General features: G+C 62.2%; 14 protein-coding genes and 1 tRNA gene. 7 read left to right on the top strand and 8 right to left on the bottom strand.

Going from position 1 to position 16,918, the window contains the following annotated elements; translation table 11 throughout:
- The first annotated feature begins 20 nt into the window (after window positions 1-20).
- The 5 genes from CUJ90_RS06805 (at window position 21) to CUJ90_RS06785 (ending at window position 5,372) form a co-directional block, all read left to right on the top strand.
- Entirely contained in the window at window positions 21-440 is a 420-nt protein-coding gene (locus CUJ90_RS06805) for a cupin domain-containing protein (protein ID WP_114162255.1), read from the top strand.
- 128 nt (window positions 441-568) lie between these two features.
- Window positions 569-1,528 carry a LysR substrate-binding domain-containing protein gene (locus tag CUJ90_RS06800; RefSeq protein ID WP_114162254.1) on the top strand — a complete coding sequence of 320 codons (960 nt, stop codon included), beginning with the start codon at window positions 569-571 and terminating at the stop codon, window positions 1,526-1,528.
- A 108-nt stretch (window positions 1,529-1,636) separates the two neighbouring features.
- Entirely contained in the window at window positions 1,637-2,893 is a 1,257-nt protein-coding gene (locus tag CUJ90_RS06795) for an aromatic ring-hydroxylating oxygenase subunit alpha (protein WP_114162253.1), read from the top strand.
- Window positions 2,894-2,907: 14 nt separating this feature from the next.
- Window positions 2,908-4,062: an FAD-binding oxidoreductase gene (locus tag CUJ90_RS06790; RefSeq protein ID WP_114162252.1), complete on the top strand. Its 1,155-nt coding sequence runs from the start codon at window positions 2,908-2,910 to the stop codon at window positions 4,060-4,062.
- 95 nt (window positions 4,063-4,157) lie between these two features.
- On the top strand, window positions 4,158-5,372 hold the full coding sequence (locus CUJ90_RS06785; protein WP_416448082.1) for a M24 family metallopeptidase: 1,215 nt from the start codon (window positions 4,158-4,160) through the stop codon (window positions 5,370-5,372).
- Between the two features lie 304 nt (window positions 5,373-5,676).
- Here the strand turns inward: CUJ90_RS06785 and CUJ90_RS06780 are convergent.
- Window positions 5,677-5,752, bottom strand: a tRNA-Ala gene (locus CUJ90_RS06780).
- Between the two features lie 123 nt (window positions 5,753-5,875).
- Window positions 5,876-7,285 carry a glutamate--tRNA ligase gene (gltX, locus tag CUJ90_RS06775; protein WP_083083405.1) on the bottom strand — a complete coding sequence of 470 codons (1,410 nt, stop codon included), beginning with the start codon at window positions 7,283-7,285 and terminating at the stop codon, window positions 5,876-5,878.
- Window positions 7,286-7,711: 426 nt separating this feature from the next.
- Here gltX and CUJ90_RS06770 point away from each other — a divergent pair, with 426 nt between their 5' ends.
- Window positions 7,712-8,659, top strand: coding sequence for a patatin-like phospholipase family protein (locus CUJ90_RS06770; protein ID WP_114163470.1), 948 nt, complete (start codon window positions 7,712-7,714; stop codon window positions 8,657-8,659).
- 183 nt (window positions 8,660-8,842) lie between these two features.
- Here CUJ90_RS06770 and CUJ90_RS06765 read toward each other — a convergent pair whose 3' ends face one another.
- From CUJ90_RS06765 to CUJ90_RS06745, 5 genes are all read right to left on the bottom strand, one after another.
- Entirely contained in the window at window positions 8,843-9,508 is a 666-nt protein-coding gene (locus CUJ90_RS06765; RefSeq protein ID WP_073427646.1) for a C40 family peptidase, read from the bottom strand.
- A gap of 136 nt (window positions 9,509-9,644) precedes the next feature.
- Window positions 9,645-11,279, bottom strand: a complete 1,635-nt coding sequence (locus CUJ90_RS06760) for an ABC transporter ATP-binding protein (protein ID WP_073427645.1) — start codon at window positions 11,277-11,279, stop codon at window positions 9,645-9,647.
- Window positions 11,276-12,382 (bottom strand): ABC transporter permease, encoded by a 1,107-nt coding sequence (locus CUJ90_RS06755; RefSeq protein ID WP_073427644.1) that lies wholly within the window; start codon window positions 12,380-12,382, stop codon window positions 11,276-11,278. The genes CUJ90_RS06760 and CUJ90_RS06755 overlap by 4 nt, the downstream gene beginning before the upstream one ends.
- Window positions 12,382-13,419, bottom strand: a complete 1,038-nt coding sequence (locus CUJ90_RS06750; RefSeq protein ID WP_073427643.1) for a microcin C ABC transporter permease YejB — start codon at window positions 13,417-13,419, stop codon at window positions 12,382-12,384. The genes CUJ90_RS06755 and CUJ90_RS06750 overlap by 1 nt, the downstream gene beginning before the upstream one ends.
- A 56-nt stretch (window positions 13,420-13,475) precedes the next feature.
- Window positions 13,476-15,440, bottom strand: a complete 1,965-nt coding sequence (locus tag CUJ90_RS06745) for an extracellular solute-binding protein (protein WP_114162250.1) — start codon at window positions 15,438-15,440, stop codon at window positions 13,476-13,478.
- Between the two features lie 126 nt (window positions 15,441-15,566).
- Between CUJ90_RS06745 and fabI the strand changes: the two genes are divergently transcribed.
- Complete coding sequence (gene fabI, locus CUJ90_RS06740) at window positions 15,567-16,358, top strand: enoyl-ACP reductase FabI (RefSeq protein WP_073427642.1); 792 nt, start codon at window positions 15,567-15,569, stop codon at window positions 16,356-16,358.
- A 126-nt stretch (window positions 16,359-16,484) separates the two neighbouring features.
- Here fabI and CUJ90_RS06735 read toward each other — a convergent pair whose 3' ends face one another.
- The gene (locus CUJ90_RS06735; protein WP_083083401.1) at window positions 16,485-16,832 is read right to left on the bottom strand and encodes a hypothetical protein; all 348 of its coding nucleotides are present in this window, start codon (window positions 16,830-16,832) and stop codon (window positions 16,485-16,487) included.
- Window positions 16,833-16,918: the final 86 nt, after the last annotated feature.

Raw genomic sequence — 16,918 nt, 5'->3', positions numbered from 1 at the left:
GACAATGGATACGGCAGAACATGATTACCGGGCACGCGCACGATGAAACAGTTCTTTTCGGCTTGAACGTCAAGAATGGGCGACGCTGTTACTCCATTGACGAGCGCGACTGGCAGCCTATGAAAATCGGCGCAACAGTGCTGCCCGGCTTTCTGTGGATTCCTGTCGCCGATGATGAGAATGGCGCCTGGAGCAGTTACTGGATGCGTCTGCAACCCGGAGCGCGCTCGTTCGAACACCGGCACGACTCGACCGAGTTGATCCTTGTTCTCGACGGCGTATTCACCGATGACGACGGCACGGATTTCCTGCCGGGACAGACCGTATGCTACGCGGCCGGCTCGCGGCATAGTACGTCCTCGCAAGCGGGCTGTACGGTACTGGTCGTTGCTCATACGGGGTCGACGATAGTTTCTCCATCGCCAGCGACGCGCGCCTGAGTCACGCGAACCATGGCGATCATAGGCGGCGGGCGGCACGCTGGGCGAAAATCGTCAAAGCCGCTCGTCATGCCTTTGCGAAAGTAATCAGACAGTGCTGCCCTGTTTTTTTGACTGGAGGGGCCGAAATGAAACCGACAGGCGCACGGACCAAGGGATACCGGCGGCTGATTCCCTCCGTGACGGCGCTCGTCGAGTTCGAGGCGGTCGCGCGTCATGGCAGCTTTACTCTGGCTGCCGATGAACTCGGAGTGACGCAAGCAGCGGTAAGCCGGCAGGTCAAATTTCTTGAAGAAACGCTCGGGACTCGGCTCTTCAATCGTCTGCATCGTTCCATCGAGCTCACTCAGGAAGGCGAAGCTCTGTATCTCGTGGTCGCCGAGTCGATGCAGAAAATCGCCGGTGTGTTCGACCGGTTGTCGAGCGGACCGGTCCAGCAGGAACTGGTGCTTGCGGCAACGTCAGCGTTTTCACACTTTCGCCTCTTGCCGCGGCTGGCTTCGCTCAAGAAGACTCAACCGGATATTCAACTCCGCATCTCGACGCAGATGTTCAACGCTGACCTCCGCCCCAGGGAGATCGATGTCGCCGTTCGGTTCGGAAACGGACGTTGGGGCGACGGCTCCGCAACCCTGCTTTTTGACGAGGAAGTCTTCCCCGTCTGTTCGCGCGAGTGGGTGGAATCGCGGGGCGCGCCAGCGTCGCTGCAAGAACTCGCCAACGCCGCTCTCATCGAGTCGGATTCCACCTCGGAAGGCTGGATGGGATGGGAAGCGTGGTTTCACGCGCTGGGCTTCGGGCCGGTGCGATTGAACTTTGCCCTACGCTGCAGCCTTTATACGGACGCCATCGAGGCCGCGCGCTACGGGCAGGGCATCGCCCTTGGCTGGGGAAGATTGGTCCACGATCTTATCGAGGCAGGTGAGCTGATCCGATTGCCGGTCGCCTCGTTCAAGGTGAGCGATTCATATTACGTCGTGGTGCCGCATGGGCGCACCCTCACCCCTGCAATCGAAGGTCTCATCGACTGGCTTCGGCAGGATTCCATCCAGCGCGAAGCGGCCGGGCTTTCGCATAATCCAAAGTAATGCCAGGCCGAAAATAAAGCGCATTGACGCTGTTTTTCGGCAATCCAATACTCAAGTCATAGCGGGAACAATCGAAGTCCCGACATACCTGAACGTTGGAGAAAGGCGATGTCCGAAGTGCGATTCAAAACCCATGGTGAGTTGATCCGGAGCCGTCAGCCCGGTCACGGCATGCCCGGCGAACTCTTTGGCCGCGACGACGTTTTCGAAACGGACGTCGAGATCTTTTTCCACAAGCACTGGATTCTGGTCGGCGTCACGGTGGATGTGCCGGAGCCGGGCGACGTGTCGGCCGTGGATATTGGCAAGGCCTCGATCATCATCGTGCGCGACGACGACGAAAACGTCCGAAGCTATCGCAACATCTGCCGCCATCGCGGCGCACGTCTGAAAGAGGCCGGGAAGTCGACGGTCGGCATGCTGGTGTGCCCGTATCATCAGTGGACGTACGATCTCGACGGAAGCCTGCGCCACGCTACCCACATGGGAAAGGACTTCGACCCGAGCTGCCGTGGCCTGATGCCGGTTCATACGAGGATTGTCGGCACGCACATCTTCGTTTGTCTCGACGAGCATGCGCCCGAGGACATCTCGAAGCTCGAAGAGACCATGACACCGCGTTTCGCACCGTATGACCTGCAAAACACCAGGATTGCCTTCGAGCAGGAAATCATCGAGAACGGCAACTGGAAACTCGTGATGGAAAACAATCGCGAGTGCTACCACTGCCAGGCCACTCATCCGGAATTGACGGCATCGTTCCTGCCGGAAGACTTCGGCTTCTGTGCCGAGAATCTCAGCGAAGAATCGCTGCGTGCGCTGGAAGCGTACAAGGCACGCAACGCGGCATGTCAGGCAAGCTGGGAGCGAGACGGATTCACCAGCGCCAGTGTCGAGCGGCTGGACGAAGATGCGGTCACCCAGTTCAGAACGCAGCAACTCGTCATCGCCGGTAACGGTGAATCACAGACCATCAGCACGAAGGTCGCCAGCACCAGGCTGTTGGGAAATCTCGAGCGGCGCGATCTCGGCGATACGCACCTCTGGACACACAATTCGTGGACGCATGTCATGAGCGATCATGCCGTGATCAGCTACATCATTCCTCTCGCGCCGGACAAGACGCTGGTGCGCTCGAAGTGGCTGGTTCACGCGGATGCCGTCGAGGGCGTGGACTACAAGGTCCCGGATCTCACCGAAGTATGGGTTGCAACAAACATGCAGGATAAACACCTCGTCGAAATCACGCACGAAGGCACTCAGGATCCCGCCTATTCGCCGGGCTTGTTCTCGCCTTTCACGGAAACCTACGTGGAGCAGTTCTCGCGCTGGTATGCAGCCCGATTGAGCGCACACGGCATCTGAGCGGAATGAGCGCTATGAACTCCGTTGAAAGCATTCTTGACGCCGAACCCGCGGCCGCCGACAGACTGTCTCATCCCGACACGTGGGAGAGTGGCGGCAGGCTCTGGCCCAGTAGCGAGCAGCAGACGCTGACGTGCTGCCGCGTCGTCGACGAAACGCACGACGTCAAGAGCTTCGAGTTTCGCGCGAGCGATGGTTTGCCCGTGCGTTTCGAGCCTGGTCAGTTCATGACAGTCGCGGCGAATGTGCAAGGACGATCGGTCGAACGTTGCTACACGATTTCCTCACCGCCCACGCGTCCTTATCTGCTTTCCATTACGGTAAAGCGGGTTCCGGGGGGAATCATGTCCAACTGGCTTCATGACAATATGAAGCCGGGAAGTCCGTTGAAAGCGTATGGTCCGTCCGGCACTTTCACGCCTACCGCGTCGCGTGCCTCGAAGTCGTTGTACCTGTCGGCGGGTTCCGGCGTCACGCCGCTGATGTCGATGACGCGCGCGAGCATCGACCTCGGGCTCGACCGCGATATCGCGTTCGTGCACAGCGCAAGAACGCCTGCCGATATCGTGTTTCGCGAGGAACTGCAAAGACTCGCGAAACTCTCCCCTCGGCTTCGCCTCTTTTTCGTATGCGAAGGAATCGGCAACGACGAGGCCTGGGCCGGCGCGACGGGCCGATTGAGCCTTCAGCTCCTCGCGGAATGGCTTCCTGACTACGCGGAGCGCGAGGTGTTCACTTGCGGTCCGGCGGGCTACATGGGTGCGGTAAGGAATCTGCTGCGCGAAGGCGGTCACGACCCGGCGCGTTATCACCAGGAAAGTTTCGATATCTCAGCAGGTGCCGCACCGGTGTCCGCCGCTGCGTCTGCCCCTGCGTCTGCCCTGCAAGAGAGCGATGCGATTCGGGAAACCGTCACGGTCAAGCTGGCCCGCTCCTCCAGAACGTTCACGATGAGCCCGTCGGAAACCGTGCTTGCCGCTGCAAAAAAAGCAGGGGTTGCAATCGCATCCTCTTGCAGCCAGGGTATGTGCGGTACCTGCAAAACCAGGGTACTCGAAGGCACGGTGGATATGCATCACAACGGCGGGATTCGCGACAGGGAAGTCCAGAAGGGTTTTCGCCTTCTGTGTTGCAGCCGTCCGACCTCCGATCTGGTGCTGGAACTCTGATTGGCCCCTCCCATGAAGCGCGCAACGTCGCATGCTGAATGTTCCGCGGCGACCGTTGCACTCCGATAAAGCGAGTCCCCATGCCTTGCAGCGAGATGATCGATGCGAGTACGCCCGCCGGTCTGAAACGAACGAACAATACCTTGATCGACGTCAGGGCCTACAGGCTGGCCCGGGTGCGGGAACAACTGCATAAGAACCACTGCCCCGCGATATTGTTGTACGACCCGGTGAATATCCGCTACGCAACGGACACGTCGAACATGCAAATCTGGACGGGGCGCAACCCGTCGCGATACGTGATGGTATTCGCCGACGGTCGTGTCATCGCCTGGGAGTTTCACAGTTGCGAGCATGTGTGGGATGGCCTGAGTCTGGACCTCGAAATGCGCAGCGCGGTCGGCTGGACCTTCTTCAGCGCGGGCACGGAAGCCGAGCGCCGCGCTAACGCGTGGGGCGCCGAGATTGTCGATGCGCTTGGCAGCCGTGCGCCGAACGAGCGCCGACTGGCGGTCGACCGGCTCGACCCCATCGGCGCAGCCTGCCTGACGAAGCACGGGCTGACTCTTCTGGACGGACAGGCCATGATGGAGATGGCCCGGACGGTTAAGTCGTCGGGCGAACTCGTGCTCATGAACGAGTCCCTACGCGCGTGCGAGAAAGGGATCGAGCGCATGCATCGCGAGCTTCGGCCCGGCATGAGCGAACAGGATCTCTGGGCAAACCTTCACCACGAGAACATCCGGCATGGCGGCGAATGGATCGAAACGCGTCTTCTCGCATCCGGAGACCGGACCAATCCGTGGATGCACGAATGCTCCTCGAGGATTCTTGTACACGGCGAGTTGTTGGCGTTCGATACCGACATGGTCGGACCGAATGGCTACTGCTCGGATATCTCCCGGACATGGACGGTAGGTCATACCCGGCCGTCCGACGAACAGCGCAAGCTTTATGAGGCGGCCTATTCACAAGTTCATTTCAACATGGACCTGTTGCGCCCAGGCATGACATTCCGGGAGTTCTCGGAACGGGCCTGGAAGATCCCGGCGCTATATCTGAAGAACAGATATAGCTGCGTGGCGCACGGCATCGGCATGGTCGACGAGTATCCGTCCATCGCGCATCAGGTCGATTGGGGAAGCGCTGGCTACGACGGTCAGTTCGAAACCGGCATGACGCTTTGCGTCGAAAGCTATATCGGCGCGGAAGGAGGAAATCAAGGCGTGAAGCTCGAGCAGCAGGTGGTCGTCACTGACAGCGGTTGTGTGCCGCTCACCTCGTGCAGCTTTGAAACCGGCTGGCTTTGAGGTCGGCGGGAGCGGCGCCGGTTCGGACACGGATGTCGTGGCACCAGAAAACATGGGCTCGCATGGCGATTCATGAGCCGTGCCGGCGGCATCTTCTCGTCTGCTTGGTGATCGGTCGGGAGGCTGGCGCAACGGTGAATTTTCGGCGCTCTCAGCGAATGCTGGCGCGGCAGGAGTCTTGGCGGGAACCCGTGCCCTTTTGCGGCCTGTTATATGTTCCTACCGACCTCAGAAAAAAATAAAGCCCCGATTTCTCAGGGCTTTCGAACTTCTGATGCTGTACAGCATGTTGGCAATGTTCTGATGGTGGAGGTAAGCGGGATCGAACCGCTGACCTCTTGCATGCCATGCAAGCGCTCTCCCAGCTGAGCTATACCCCCCTTGCAGAACAGAAACGAAATTCTAGAGGCCAATCTTCGCTTTGTAAATACCCTTTGAGCAATTGCGTGCGTTTTTTTCAGGAGCCGCATGCAAGGCCTTTCGATGCACGGCCTGAACGCGCTTCAGGCCAGCGCGCTTTCGATACGGCCCACGACGACATCGCGCCCGAACAGCAGCAGCACGCTGTCGATCGACGGCGTATGCGTGGTGCCCGCCACCAGCAGACGAACCGGCATCGCCAGTTGCGGCATCTTCAGCTTGTGCGCGCCTAGCGTCGCCTTCAATGCGGCGGCGATCGCTTCCTTGGTCCACTCCACCGTCTTGAGCGCGGCAGCCAGATCGGCAAGCGCCGGACGCACCGCGTCGGTGACGTGCTGCGCCAATGCGTCGGCCTCCGGCGCCGGCGCGCGATAAAACATGGCGGCGTTCTCTGCGATTTCCTTCACCGTGGACGCGCGATCCTTCAGCAAGCCCACCACCGCAGCCAGATCCGCGCCTTGCGCGACGGCGGCCTCATCGATGCCCAACTGCGCGAAGAATGGCTTGGCAAGCCCGGCGAGGCGCGCGTTGTCCGCTTCCTTGATGTAGTGCGCGTTCAGCCAGTTCAGCTTGTCGTGGTCGTACTGAGCCGGCGACTTGCCGAGGTGCTCGAGATCGAACCATTCGACGAACTGCTCGCGCGAGAAAATTTCCGCGTCGCCATGCGACCAGCCCAGACGCGCCAGATAATTGACGACCGCTTCCGGCAGATAGCCTGCGTCGCGATAACCCATCACGCTCATCGCACCGTGGCGCTTGCTCATCTTCTCGCCCTGCTCGTTCAGCACGGTCGGAAGATGCGCGTACACCGGCGGCTCGGCGCCCAGCGCGCGCAGGATGTTGATCTGACGCGGCGTGTTGTTCACGTGATCGTCGCCCCGAATCACGTGCGTGATGCGCATGTCCAGATCGTCCACCACCACGCAGAAGTTGTAGGTGGGCGTGCCGTCCGGGCGAGCGATCACGAGGTCGTCGAGTTCTTCGTTCGAGATCTCGATGCGGCCCTTCACCGCGTCGTCCCACGCCACCACGCCGGTAAGCGGGTTACGGAAGCGCAGCACGGGCTCCACGCCCGCCGGCGGCTGCGGCAGGACCTTGCCCGGCTCGGGGCGCCACGTGCCGTCGTAGCGCGGCTTTTCGCCGGCTTCGCGTTGACGCTCGCGCAGCGCGTCCAGTTCTTCCGTCGACATGTAGCACGGATACACGAGCCCCGCGTCCTGCATCTGCTTGAGCACTTCGCGATAGCGGTCCATGCGCTGCATCTGGTAGAACGGGCCTTCGTCGAAATCGAGGCCAAGCCATTCCATGCCCTGGAGAATGGCGTCGACGGATTCGGAGGTGGAGCGCTCGACGTCGGTATCCTCGATCCGCAGCACGAAGGTCCCTTTCATCTTGCGCGCGAACGCCCACGGATAGAGCGCGGAGCGAATGTTGCCGAGGTGGATGAAGCCGGTGGGACTCGGTGCGAAACGGGTACGAACGGAGGTGGTCATTAGCGTTACTCGGAAGACGGGCGCCGGCGCCTCGGCAAACATCGCCAGCCAGGCGCGGCAGCGGACCGCGCCCATGCGGCAGAAAAACGCCGCGCACGGACACGAAGGAAATAAATGCGAGAGGCGAATTATACCTGCGGCTAGCGGGTTGCCCGCCCTCGTCCGAATGGCCAACGAGACGGTGGAACCAGCGCGCAAGCGGCATGCGCGACGCAATTCACGGCACCCGAGCGCTTCCTCTGCAACGTTTCATTACCGGGTCGCCGCGCATCGGGCGCTTTGATTTATGATGTGCGCGCGCCGCGGCCGGGGATAGAACCGCCGCGCATGGCATCGCCGCCGGCGATCCTCGTATGTTGACTACCCGCCTGATCGCGGCACGGGTTCACGCTGAGCGCGCCGCCCGTGCCGTTGCTGGAGAACTCGTTGAAACCGTCATCCCCTCGCCTCGCCCGTCGCCATTTCACATTGGCGGCGGCCGCCACGGTGCTGGCCGCGTGCGGCACAACCGGCGGCAAAACCGACCGCACCCCGGTCGCCGGCACGCCCGCGGCGACCACGCCGCCGCTCGACAAACCGCAGCGGCCGATTCGCGTCGGGCTCGCGCTAGGCGGTGGCGCCGCGCGCGGCTTCGCGCACATCGGCGTGATCAAGGCGCTTGAGGCGCGCAACATCCAGGTCGATCTGGTGGCCGGCACGAGCGCGGGCTCGGTGGTCGGCGCGCTGTACGCGTCGGGCATGAACGGCTTCGCGCTGAACAAGCTGGCGCTGACCATGGACGAAGCGTCGATCAGCGACTGGGCCATGCCGTTTCGCACGCGAGGTTTCCTGCAAGGCATCGCGCTGCAGAACTACCTGAACACGACGCTCAACAACCGTCCGATTGAAAAGATGGTGAAGCCGCTCGGCGTGGTCGCCACCGATCTGAGAACCGGCCAGCCGATCCTGTTCCAGCGGGGCAATACCGGCATCGCCGTGCGCGCGTCGTGCAGCGTGCCGTCGATTTTCGAGCCGGTGAAGATCGGCGGCCACGAATACGTCGACGGCGGCCTGGTGAGCCCGGTGCCCGCCTCGTTCGCGCGCAAGATGGGCGCGGACTTCGTGATCGCCGTGGACATCTCGCAGCGTCCGGAAAGCGGCCTGACCGCGAGTTCCTTCGACGTGCTGATGCAGACCTTCACGATCATGGGACAGACGATCAAGGCCTATGAACTGGACAAGTACGCCGACGTCGTGATCCGGCCGAATCTGGCCGCCATGAGCGGCAGCGATTTCTCGCAACGCAACGCCGCGATTCTGGCCGGCGAGGAAGCCGTGGCGAAGATGATGCCGGAGTTGCAGCGTAAGCTGGCGGTGAGCCGCGCGGCGGTGTAGGCGGTGCCTGGGCCAGGCACCACCGGCGGCGCGCGGCGGCTACCGCCGGACTGCGCGGCATGCAAGGCCCGAGCCGACACGATACGGTCAAAAAACCCCTGCCCTCCAGACGTAAAAAAGCCTGCTTCAAACGAAGCAGGCTTTTTGTTGTCGCGCCAGAACCGCCGGCGCAACAGATCAAAATCAGTTATTGCCGCCGATCGCCGCGTTCACGCGCGTGCGCAGATCCTGACCGTCCTGATAGGACGTCTCGATCCGGCGTGCACCGGTAAAGCGCTTTTCCCAGTAGCCGCTATCCATGTCGTCGACGCGGATCGTGCTGCCCGTGGAAGGCGAATGCACGAACTTGTTGTCGCCGATGTAGATGCCCACGTGCGAGAACGTGCGGCGCATCGTGTTGAAGAACACGAGATCGCCCGGCTTCAGGTCGCTCACGCGCACCTTCTCGCCGACCCGGCTCATTTCCTCGGCGCGGCGCGGCAGCGCCATGCCAAGCGTGTCCTGGAACACGTAGCGGACGAAACCGCTGCAATCGAGTCCCGAATCGGGAGTATTGCCACCCCAGCGGTAGCGCACGCCGATCATGTTCAGCGCGCCGACGACCACGTCGCCCGCCTTGCCGGCCATGCCGGAAAGGAACGACTTGGCGCCGCTGTCGCTCCCGGGAGCGGCCGCACGCGAATTCGGGGAAGATAACGAATTCGACCCGTTGAGGGTCGAATATGAGGCATTCTGATTGAAACTGCTTACTTCGTCGGCGAAAGCGCCGGGAGCTGCTGCCATCAAGACGCCAATGAACATCCCGGCGACGACGCGCGTGCAAGCCTGGGTCAGGTTTCTGTGCTGCATTGGTCGGTATTTATTGCCTAAAAAACAAGGGTCTACGGAAAAAGTTTGGTCGATACTAGCCAGTAAGTATTCACGTGTCAAAACAAATAGAAAAATACAATCGAGACACGCACCCAATTGGTGAAAGAGTGCAAAATCAATGGTCAAGCGCCGCTTTCAGCAGCTTTCGAGTGTAAGGATGCGCGGGCGTCGCAAAAATCTGCTCAACGGCGCCGCTTTCGACGATCGAACCGTTTTGCATCACCGCGACGCGGTGCGCCATCGCTCCAATCACGGCCAAATCGTGGCTGATGAATACAAAGCCGAGGTTGTACTTCTGTTGCAATCCGGCGAGTAGTTTCAGCACTTGCTGCTGGATGGAAACGTCGAGCGCGCTGGTGGGTTCGTCGAGGACCAGGATGCGCGGCTCCAGCACCAGAGCGCGGGCAATCGCGATCCGTTGACGCTGGCCGCCGGAGAATTCATGCGGATAGCGCCACAGCACCGTCCGGTCGAGGCCGACTTCGCGCAGCACCGAAACCACCTTGTCGCGGCGCGCCTGCGGCGTCATTTGCGGGCGGTGCAGCGCGAGCCCCTCGCCGACGATCCGCTCGATGGTGTGGCGCGGCGAAAGCGAACTGAACGGGTCCTGGAAAACGACTTGCATGTTCGAGCGCAAGGCGGTCTGCTCGGCGCCGCGATAGCTGCCGAGCGCCCTGCCCTGAAATTCGATCTCGCCGTGCGCGGTGCGTTGCAAGCCGAGCAAGGCCATCGCGAGCGTCGATTTGCCGGAACCCGATTCGCCGACGATCCCCAAGGTCTCGCCCTGGCGCACGGACACAGTCGCATCCGCCACCGCGCGAAAACTCCCCGAACGGAACCAGCCGCTCAAACCCGGCAGCTTCGTTTTGAAATCGACCGACACCTCGCGCGCTTCGAGCAGCACCGGCGAAATCGGCAGCACCGGCACCACCGTGCGCTGCGGCCGACTGGCCAGCAGACGCTGCGTGTACGGATGCTGCGGCGACTCGAACACGCGCTCGACCGGCCCGCTTTCCACCAGCACGCCCCGCTCCATCACCGCGATGCGGTGCGCGAAGTGGCGCACGAGGTTCAGATCGTGCGTGATCAGCAGCACGGCCATGCCGCGTTTTTCGGCTTCGTCACGTTGCAATTCGAGCAGCAGGTCGACAATCTGCGCGCGGATCGTCACGTCGAGCGCGGTGGTCGGTTCGTCGGCCAGCAGCAGGCGCGGCCGGCAGGCGAGCGCCATCGCGATCATCGCGCGCTGCCGCTGGCCGCCCGAGAGTTGATGCGGATAGCTGTTCACGCGCTTGCCCGGCTCCGCGATGCCGGTGCGCCCCAGCAGCGCGACCGCGCGTTTGCGCGCCTCGCCCGCCGCCACGCCGTCGTGCACGACGACGGTCTCCGCAATCTGATCGCCGACCGTGTAAAGCGGGTTGAGCGCCGTCATCGGCTCCTGGAAGATCATTGCGATGTCCGAGCCGCGCATGCCGCGCATCTCGCGCTCGCTTTTGGCGAGCAGGTCCTCGCCGTCGAAACGGATCGACCCGCTCACTTGCGCGTCGTTCAGCAGGCGCAGGATCGACAGCGCGGTCACGCTCTTGCCCGAGCCCGATTCGCCGACCAGCGCCACGCGCTCGCCGCGCTGGATCGCGAGCGTCACGTCGTTCACCGCGACCGTGTCGCCGAACGTCACGTGCAGATGCTCGAGTTCGAGCAGCGGCCGCGTGACGGCCTCTTTTGCGCTGTTATCGACCGTGGCGCTCACTGGTTGCCTCCGGCGCGCATCGCATCGGAGATGCGGGTGTCGAGCGCGTTGCGCAGCGCGTCGCCCATGAAGGTCAGCAGCAACAGCATCGCGACCAGCACGCCGAAGGTGGACAAGGAAATCCACCACGCGTCGAGATTCGCCTTGCCTTGCGCGAGCAGTTCACCGAGGCTCGGGGTCGGCGACGGCACGCCGAGGCCGAGAAAGTCGAGGCTCGTGAGCGCCAGAATGGCGCCGCTCATGCGAAACGGCAGGAACGTGATGACCGGCGTCAGGCTGTTGGGCAATACGTGCCGCCACATGATCTGCCAGTTCGACAGCCCCATTGCTCGCGCGGCACGCACATAGTCCTGGTTGCGGTTACGCAGAAACTCCGCGCGCACGTAATCGGACAAACCGATCCAGCCGAACAGCGACAGCAGCACGATCAGCAAAATGAATCCGGGCTCGAAGATCGACGAAAAAATAATCAACAGATAAAGCTCCGGCAATGCGCTCCAGATTTCGATCAGCCTCTGCCCAACGATATCGACACGCCCTCCAAAGAAACCCTGCACCGCGCCGGCCGCGATACCGATGACCGTGCCGATCAGCGTGAGCACCAGCGCGAATTCCACCGACACGCGAAAGCCGTACAGCAAGCGCGCGAACAGATCGCGGCCGCGGTCGTCGGTGCCGAGCCAGTTTTCACGCGAGGGCGGCGCGGGGTTCGGCGCCTTCGAAAAGTAGTTCAGCGTGTCGTAGTAGTAGCGGTTCGGCGGATACAACGCGAAGTTGCCGGGCGTGTCGAAGCGCTGCTTGATATACGGATCGAGATAATCGGCGGGCGTGGGGAAATCGCCGCCGAAGGTGGTCTCGGCATAGGTCTTGAACATCGGGAAATACAGATGGCCGTCGTAGCGCACCACCAGCGGCTTGTCGTTCGACCACAGCGGACCGGCGAGGCTCGCCGCGAACGCGACGACGAACACGATCAGGCTCCAGTAGCCAAGCCGCTGCTGGCGAAAACGTTGCCACACGCGGCGCGCGGGCGAAGGCGATACGAACGCGCGAGCCGGTTCGGTGCGCGCCGCCGCATCGGCGGAAAGGCGGGCTCGATTCATCAGCGCTCCAGTTGTTCGAATTGGATGCGGGGATCGACCCACACATAGCACAGGTCGGAGATCAGCTTGGTCGCGAGACCGATCAGCGTGAATAGATACAGCGTGCCGAGCACCACCGGATAGTCGCGCCGCACAACCGATTCATAGGACAGCAGGCCCAGGCCGTCGAGGGAAAACAGCGTCTCGATCAGCAGACTGCCGGTGAAGAACGCGCCGATGAACGCCGCCGGAAAACCGACGATCAGCGGCAGCAACGCATTGCGAAACACGTGCTTCCACAGCACGCGCTTTTCCGACAAGCCCTTGGCGCGCGCCGTCAGCACATACTGCTTGCGGATCTCGTCGAGGAACGCGTTTTTGGTGAGCATGGTGACGACCGCGAAACTGCCCACCACCGAGGCGGTGATCGGCAACGTGATATGCCACAGGTAGTCGACGATCTTGCCGCCGAGGCTCAGTTGCGCCCAGTTGTCCGAGGTGAGGTTACGCAGCGGAAACAGTTGCAGGAACGTGCCGCCGCCGAACAGCACGAGCAGCAGCACGCCCAGCACGAAACCCGGAATCGCGTAGCCGATCAACACCACGAGACTGGTCGAGATGTCGAAGCGCGAGCCGTTGCGCACCGCCTTCGCAATGCCCAGCGGCACCGATATCAGATATGTCAGAAAGAACGTCCATAAGCCGATGCTGATCGACACCGGCAGCTTCGAGACGATCAGCGACCAGACGCTTTGATGGCGGAAATAGCTCTGCCCGAGGTCGAACGTCGCGAAGCGCTTGAGCATCAGCACGTAGCGTTCGAGCGGCGGCTTGTCGAAGCCATACAGCGCCTTCAATTGTGCGACCTGCTGCGCGTCGACGCCGTTATGCGCACGCAGACCGAACGGCGAGCCGCCCTCCGCGCCCTTGCGCAGCTCGTGCTGCATCTGCTCGACCGGGCCGCCCGGAACGAACTGGATCACGGCGAAGGTCAGCGTCAGCACGCCGAGCAAGGTCGGGATCATCAGCAGCAGGCGTTTGAGGATGTAGCTCCACATAGTCGACGATTCCGGTGCGAGGCGGTAAGTGGATGGGCGCTTCCGCGCGGCTGCGGTTACGGTTGCGACGACGATGGCGGCTGAGGCTGCGCGAACCACCACGTCGACGTGATCCAGCCCTCCGCGCCATAGTACAGAGGCAAGGTTTTCGGCCACGCGAGGCCGCGCTTAAACGCGACACGATGCGTCGCGCTATACCAGTGCGGCACCACATAGTAGCCATGCATTAGCACGCGGTCGAGTGCGTGCGTCGCGTCGACCAGTTGCTCGCGCGTCTGCGCATGCACGAGCGCGTTGAGAATCGCATCGACCGCCGGCGACTTCAGCCCGGTCATGTTGTCCGACCCGTGGGTATCCGCGGCTTTGCTGCCGAAACGGTCGATCTGCTCGGAACCCGGCACCTGCACGTCCGGCATGCGGATGGTGGTGGTGTCGAAATCGAATGCGTCCAGACGCTTCTGATAGACGGCGAAATCGGATACGCGAAACGTGGCGGTGATGCCCAGCTTCCGCAGATTGCGGATGAAAGTGGCGATGATCGGCTCCATTTGCGCGGACGAACCGGAGTCGTCGAGAATCTCGAAACGGAACGGCTCGCCCTTCTCGTTGCGCAATGCGCCGTCGCGATAGGTCCACCCCGCCTGTTGCAGCAGCGCCCGCGCCTGCAGCAGATTGGCGCGCAGCGAGCCTGGCGGATCGGTGTCCGGCTGCTTCGGCGGCGGGCCGAACACGGCCGGATCGAGCTTCGCGCGCCACGGTTCGAGCAGCGCCAGCTCGCCCGGCGAAGGCGGCCCCTTGGCCTGCAAATCCGTGTTGGCAAAGAAACTGTCGATGCGCGTGTACTGGTTGTAGAACAGTTGACGGTTCAGCCACTGAAAGTCGAGCGCGAGGTCGAGCGCCTTGCGCACGCGCACATCCTGAAACAAAGGGCGCCGCGTGTTCAGCATGAAGCCTTGCATGCCCGTGCCGTTATGTTGCGGAAATTCGCGCTTGATCAGTTCACCGCTGTCGAATTTTTTGCCGACGTCGCGCCGCACCCAATTGCGCGCGATGTACTCGACCATCGCGTCGTACTCGCCCGCCTTGAACGCCTCGAGCCGCACGGTGCTATCCGAATACAGCTTGTAGACGATGCGATCGAAGTTGTTCGTGCCGACCCGCACCGGCAGCGCCGCGCCCCAGTAGTTCGGGTCGCGCCGGTACGTGATCGTGCGCCCGTTGTCGTACCGTTCGATCAGATAAGGGCCGCTGCCGATCGGCTTTTCGAACGCCAGTTGATCGAATGGAATACGGCTGCCGTCGGGCTTCATGCCCCACTTGCGCGAGAACACCGGCACGCCGCCGGCGAGCAACGGTAACTCGCGATTGCGCTGATGGAACTCGAAGCGGATCGTATGCGGATCGACCACCACCGCGCGCGTGATCTCGCCGAAAATCGACGCGAATTGCGGCGCGGCTTGCGGGCTTTTCAGCGTGTCGAGCGAGAATTTGACGTCCTCGGCGGTCACCGGATCGCCGTTCGAAAAGCGCGCTTTCGGGTTGATGTGAAAGGTGGCGGACAGGCCGTCCGGCGCAACGTTGATATCGTCTGCAAGCAGCCCGTACGCGGACGCCACTTCGTCGCTGCTGCCGGTGGTCAGGCTTTCGAACATCGCGTTCACGCCAGGCGCGGTGTTGCCGCGCAACGTGAACGGATTGAATTTATCGAAGCTCGTGAGCCGGCTCGGATTGGCGAGCACGAGCGTGCCGCCCTTGGGCGCATCGGGATTGACGTAGTCGAAGTGCTTGAAGTTCGCCGGATATTTCGGCTCGCCGTATTGCGCGATCGCATGAACGGCCTGCGCCCGCGGCGCCACAAGCAGCCCAGCTACCGCCAACGCGCCGGATAGCGCTACGGCACATGCCGCGCGCCACGAATTCCGCAAACGCGGCACAACCGGTAGACCGACACGCGAGAGTCTGTGAATCACGCTGCGCCGAAGCGCGTGAGGCGTTTGAACCCGTCGCGAGCCAGTTGTCATAGGGGCCTTGTTGGTCAGTGGGCAAGAGCAATGTGAGAGAATTCTACCTAATAAACCCGCGCTATCCGCACGTTCCGAACGCAACACGTTCGCGTGCGCGAAGCGCAGACCTTATCAGGAGAATTCATGGGCTTCCTCGCTGGCAAACGTATCCTGCTGACCGGCCTGCTGTCGAACCGTTCGATTGCATACGGCATCGCGCAAGCCTGCAAGCGCGAAGGCGCCGAACTGGCGTTCACCTATGTCGGCGAGCGCTTCAAGGACCGCATCACCGAGTTCGCCACCGAATTCGGCAGCGACCTGGTGTTCCCCTGCGACGTCGCCGACGACGCGCAGATCGACGCCCTCTTCGCCTCGCTGAAAGAGCGCTGGGACGGCCTCGACGGCCTCGTCCATTCGATCGGCTTTGCACCGCGCGAAGCGATCGCGGGCGACTTTCTCGACGGCATGACGCGCGAGAACTTCCGCATCGCGCACGACATCTCCGCATACAGCTTTCCGGCGCTCGCCAAGGCCGCGCAATCCATGTTCACGCCCGATGCGTCGCTGCTCACACTGAGCTACCTCGGCGCCGAACGCGCGATTCCGAACTACAACACGATGGGTCTCGCCAAGGCGTCGCTCGAAGCGAGTGTGCGTTATCTGGCGGTGTCGCTCGGCGCGAAGGGCGTGCGCGTGAACGGCATTTCAGCGGGCCCGATCAAGACGCTGGCCGCGAGCGGCATCAAGGGCTTCGGCAAGATTCTCGAATTCGTCGAGCAGAACGCGCCGCTCAAGCGCAACGTGACGATCGAACAGGTCGGCAATACCGCGGCCTTCCTGCTGTCGGATCTCGCGGCGGGCGTGACGGCGGAGATCGTTCACGTGGACAGCGGCTTTAGCGCGGTGGTGGGCGGAATGGCCGCCGTGGCCGAATAACTCTGTTGCTTGTGCCGCATGGGCGCATGGCCGAAGGTATTGCTCGCGCAAAAAAAACCGCCCGGTGCGAGATTCGCTCCGGGCGGTTTTCTGATTCCGCGGCGACATCGACCGCGGTCTGAACGCTCAATGCCAGCCGCGCCGATTGTCGTAGTGGTTGCGGCCATAATCGTAACGGCCCGGAGGATGATGGCGATACCAGTCGTTCCGTGCCCAGTAGCGGCGGCCGTCCCAGTAGCGGTCGCCATGCCAGCCGATCACGACCGCCGGAGCGCCGTAATACACCGGCGCCGGCTGATACACGACGGGCGGCGGCGGGGGTGGCGGCGGTGCGTAGACGGGAGCCGGCGCGACATAAACCGGAGCGGGAATGCCGATATTGACGCCGATGTTGACCCCACCAGCCATTGCAGCACCCGATGCGCCCAATGCGAAAACCCCGATCAGAAGCGGAACAAGACGAACGGACTTCATCGATCACCCTTTTGACGAATGTGTTGTTGGGCGAAATATAGCGCAAGGCGGCAGTCCGCGTATTTCAAGTTTGTAATAACTGATGC

This window comes from Paraburkholderia terricola, from assembly GCF_003330825.1.
Lineage (GTDB): Bacteria > Pseudomonadota > Gammaproteobacteria > Burkholderiales > Burkholderiaceae > Paraburkholderia > Paraburkholderia terricola.
The sequence above is the reverse complement of the archived record's forward strand: the minus strand, read 5'-3'. Positions and strand labels throughout refer to the sequence as shown.

What these genes read in the sequence shown, in the direction of transcription:
- CUJ90_RS06755 (WP_073427644.1), bottom strand. Translation starts at nt 12,382, where the DNA reads ATGAATCGAGCCCGCCTTTCCGCCGATGCGGCGGCGCGCACCGAACCG.
- CUJ90_RS06800 (WP_114162254.1), top strand. Translation starts at nt 569, where the DNA reads ATGAAACCGACAGGCGCACGGACCAAGGGATACCGGCGGCTGATTCCC.
- CUJ90_RS06805 (WP_114162255.1), top strand. Translation starts at nt 21, where the DNA reads ATGATTACCGGGCACGCGCACGATGAAACAGTTCTTTTCGGCTTGAAC.
- gltX (WP_083083405.1), bottom strand. Translation starts at nt 7,285, where the DNA reads ATGACCACCTCCGTTCGTACCCGTTTCGCACCGAGTCCCACCGGCTTC.
- CUJ90_RS06785 (WP_416448082.1), top strand. Translation starts at nt 4,158, where the DNA reads ATGATCGATGCGAGTACGCCCGCCGGTCTGAAACGAACGAACAATACC.
- CUJ90_RS06795 (WP_114162253.1), top strand. Translation starts at nt 1,637, where the DNA reads ATGTCCGAAGTGCGATTCAAAACCCATGGTGAGTTGATCCGGAGCCGT.
- CUJ90_RS06735 (WP_083083401.1), bottom strand. Translation starts at nt 16,832, where the DNA reads ATGAAGTCCGTTCGTCTTGTTCCGCTTCTGATCGGGGTTTTCGCATTG.
- CUJ90_RS06745 (WP_114162250.1), bottom strand. Translation starts at nt 15,440, where the DNA reads ATGACAACTGGCTCGCGACGGGTTCAAACGCCTCACGCGCTTCGGCGC.
- CUJ90_RS06790 (WP_114162252.1), top strand. Translation starts at nt 2,908, where the DNA reads ATGAACTCCGTTGAAAGCATTCTTGACGCCGAACCCGCGGCCGCCGAC.
- CUJ90_RS06765 (WP_073427646.1), bottom strand. Translation starts at nt 9,508, where the DNA reads ATGCAGCACAGAAACCTGACCCAGGCTTGCACGCGCGTCGTCGCCGGG.
- CUJ90_RS06750 (WP_073427643.1), bottom strand. Translation starts at nt 13,419, where the DNA reads ATGTGGAGCTACATCCTCAAACGCCTGCTGCTGATGATCCCGACCTTG.
- fabI (WP_073427642.1), top strand. Translation starts at nt 15,567, where the DNA reads ATGGGCTTCCTCGCTGGCAAACGTATCCTGCTGACCGGCCTGCTGTCG.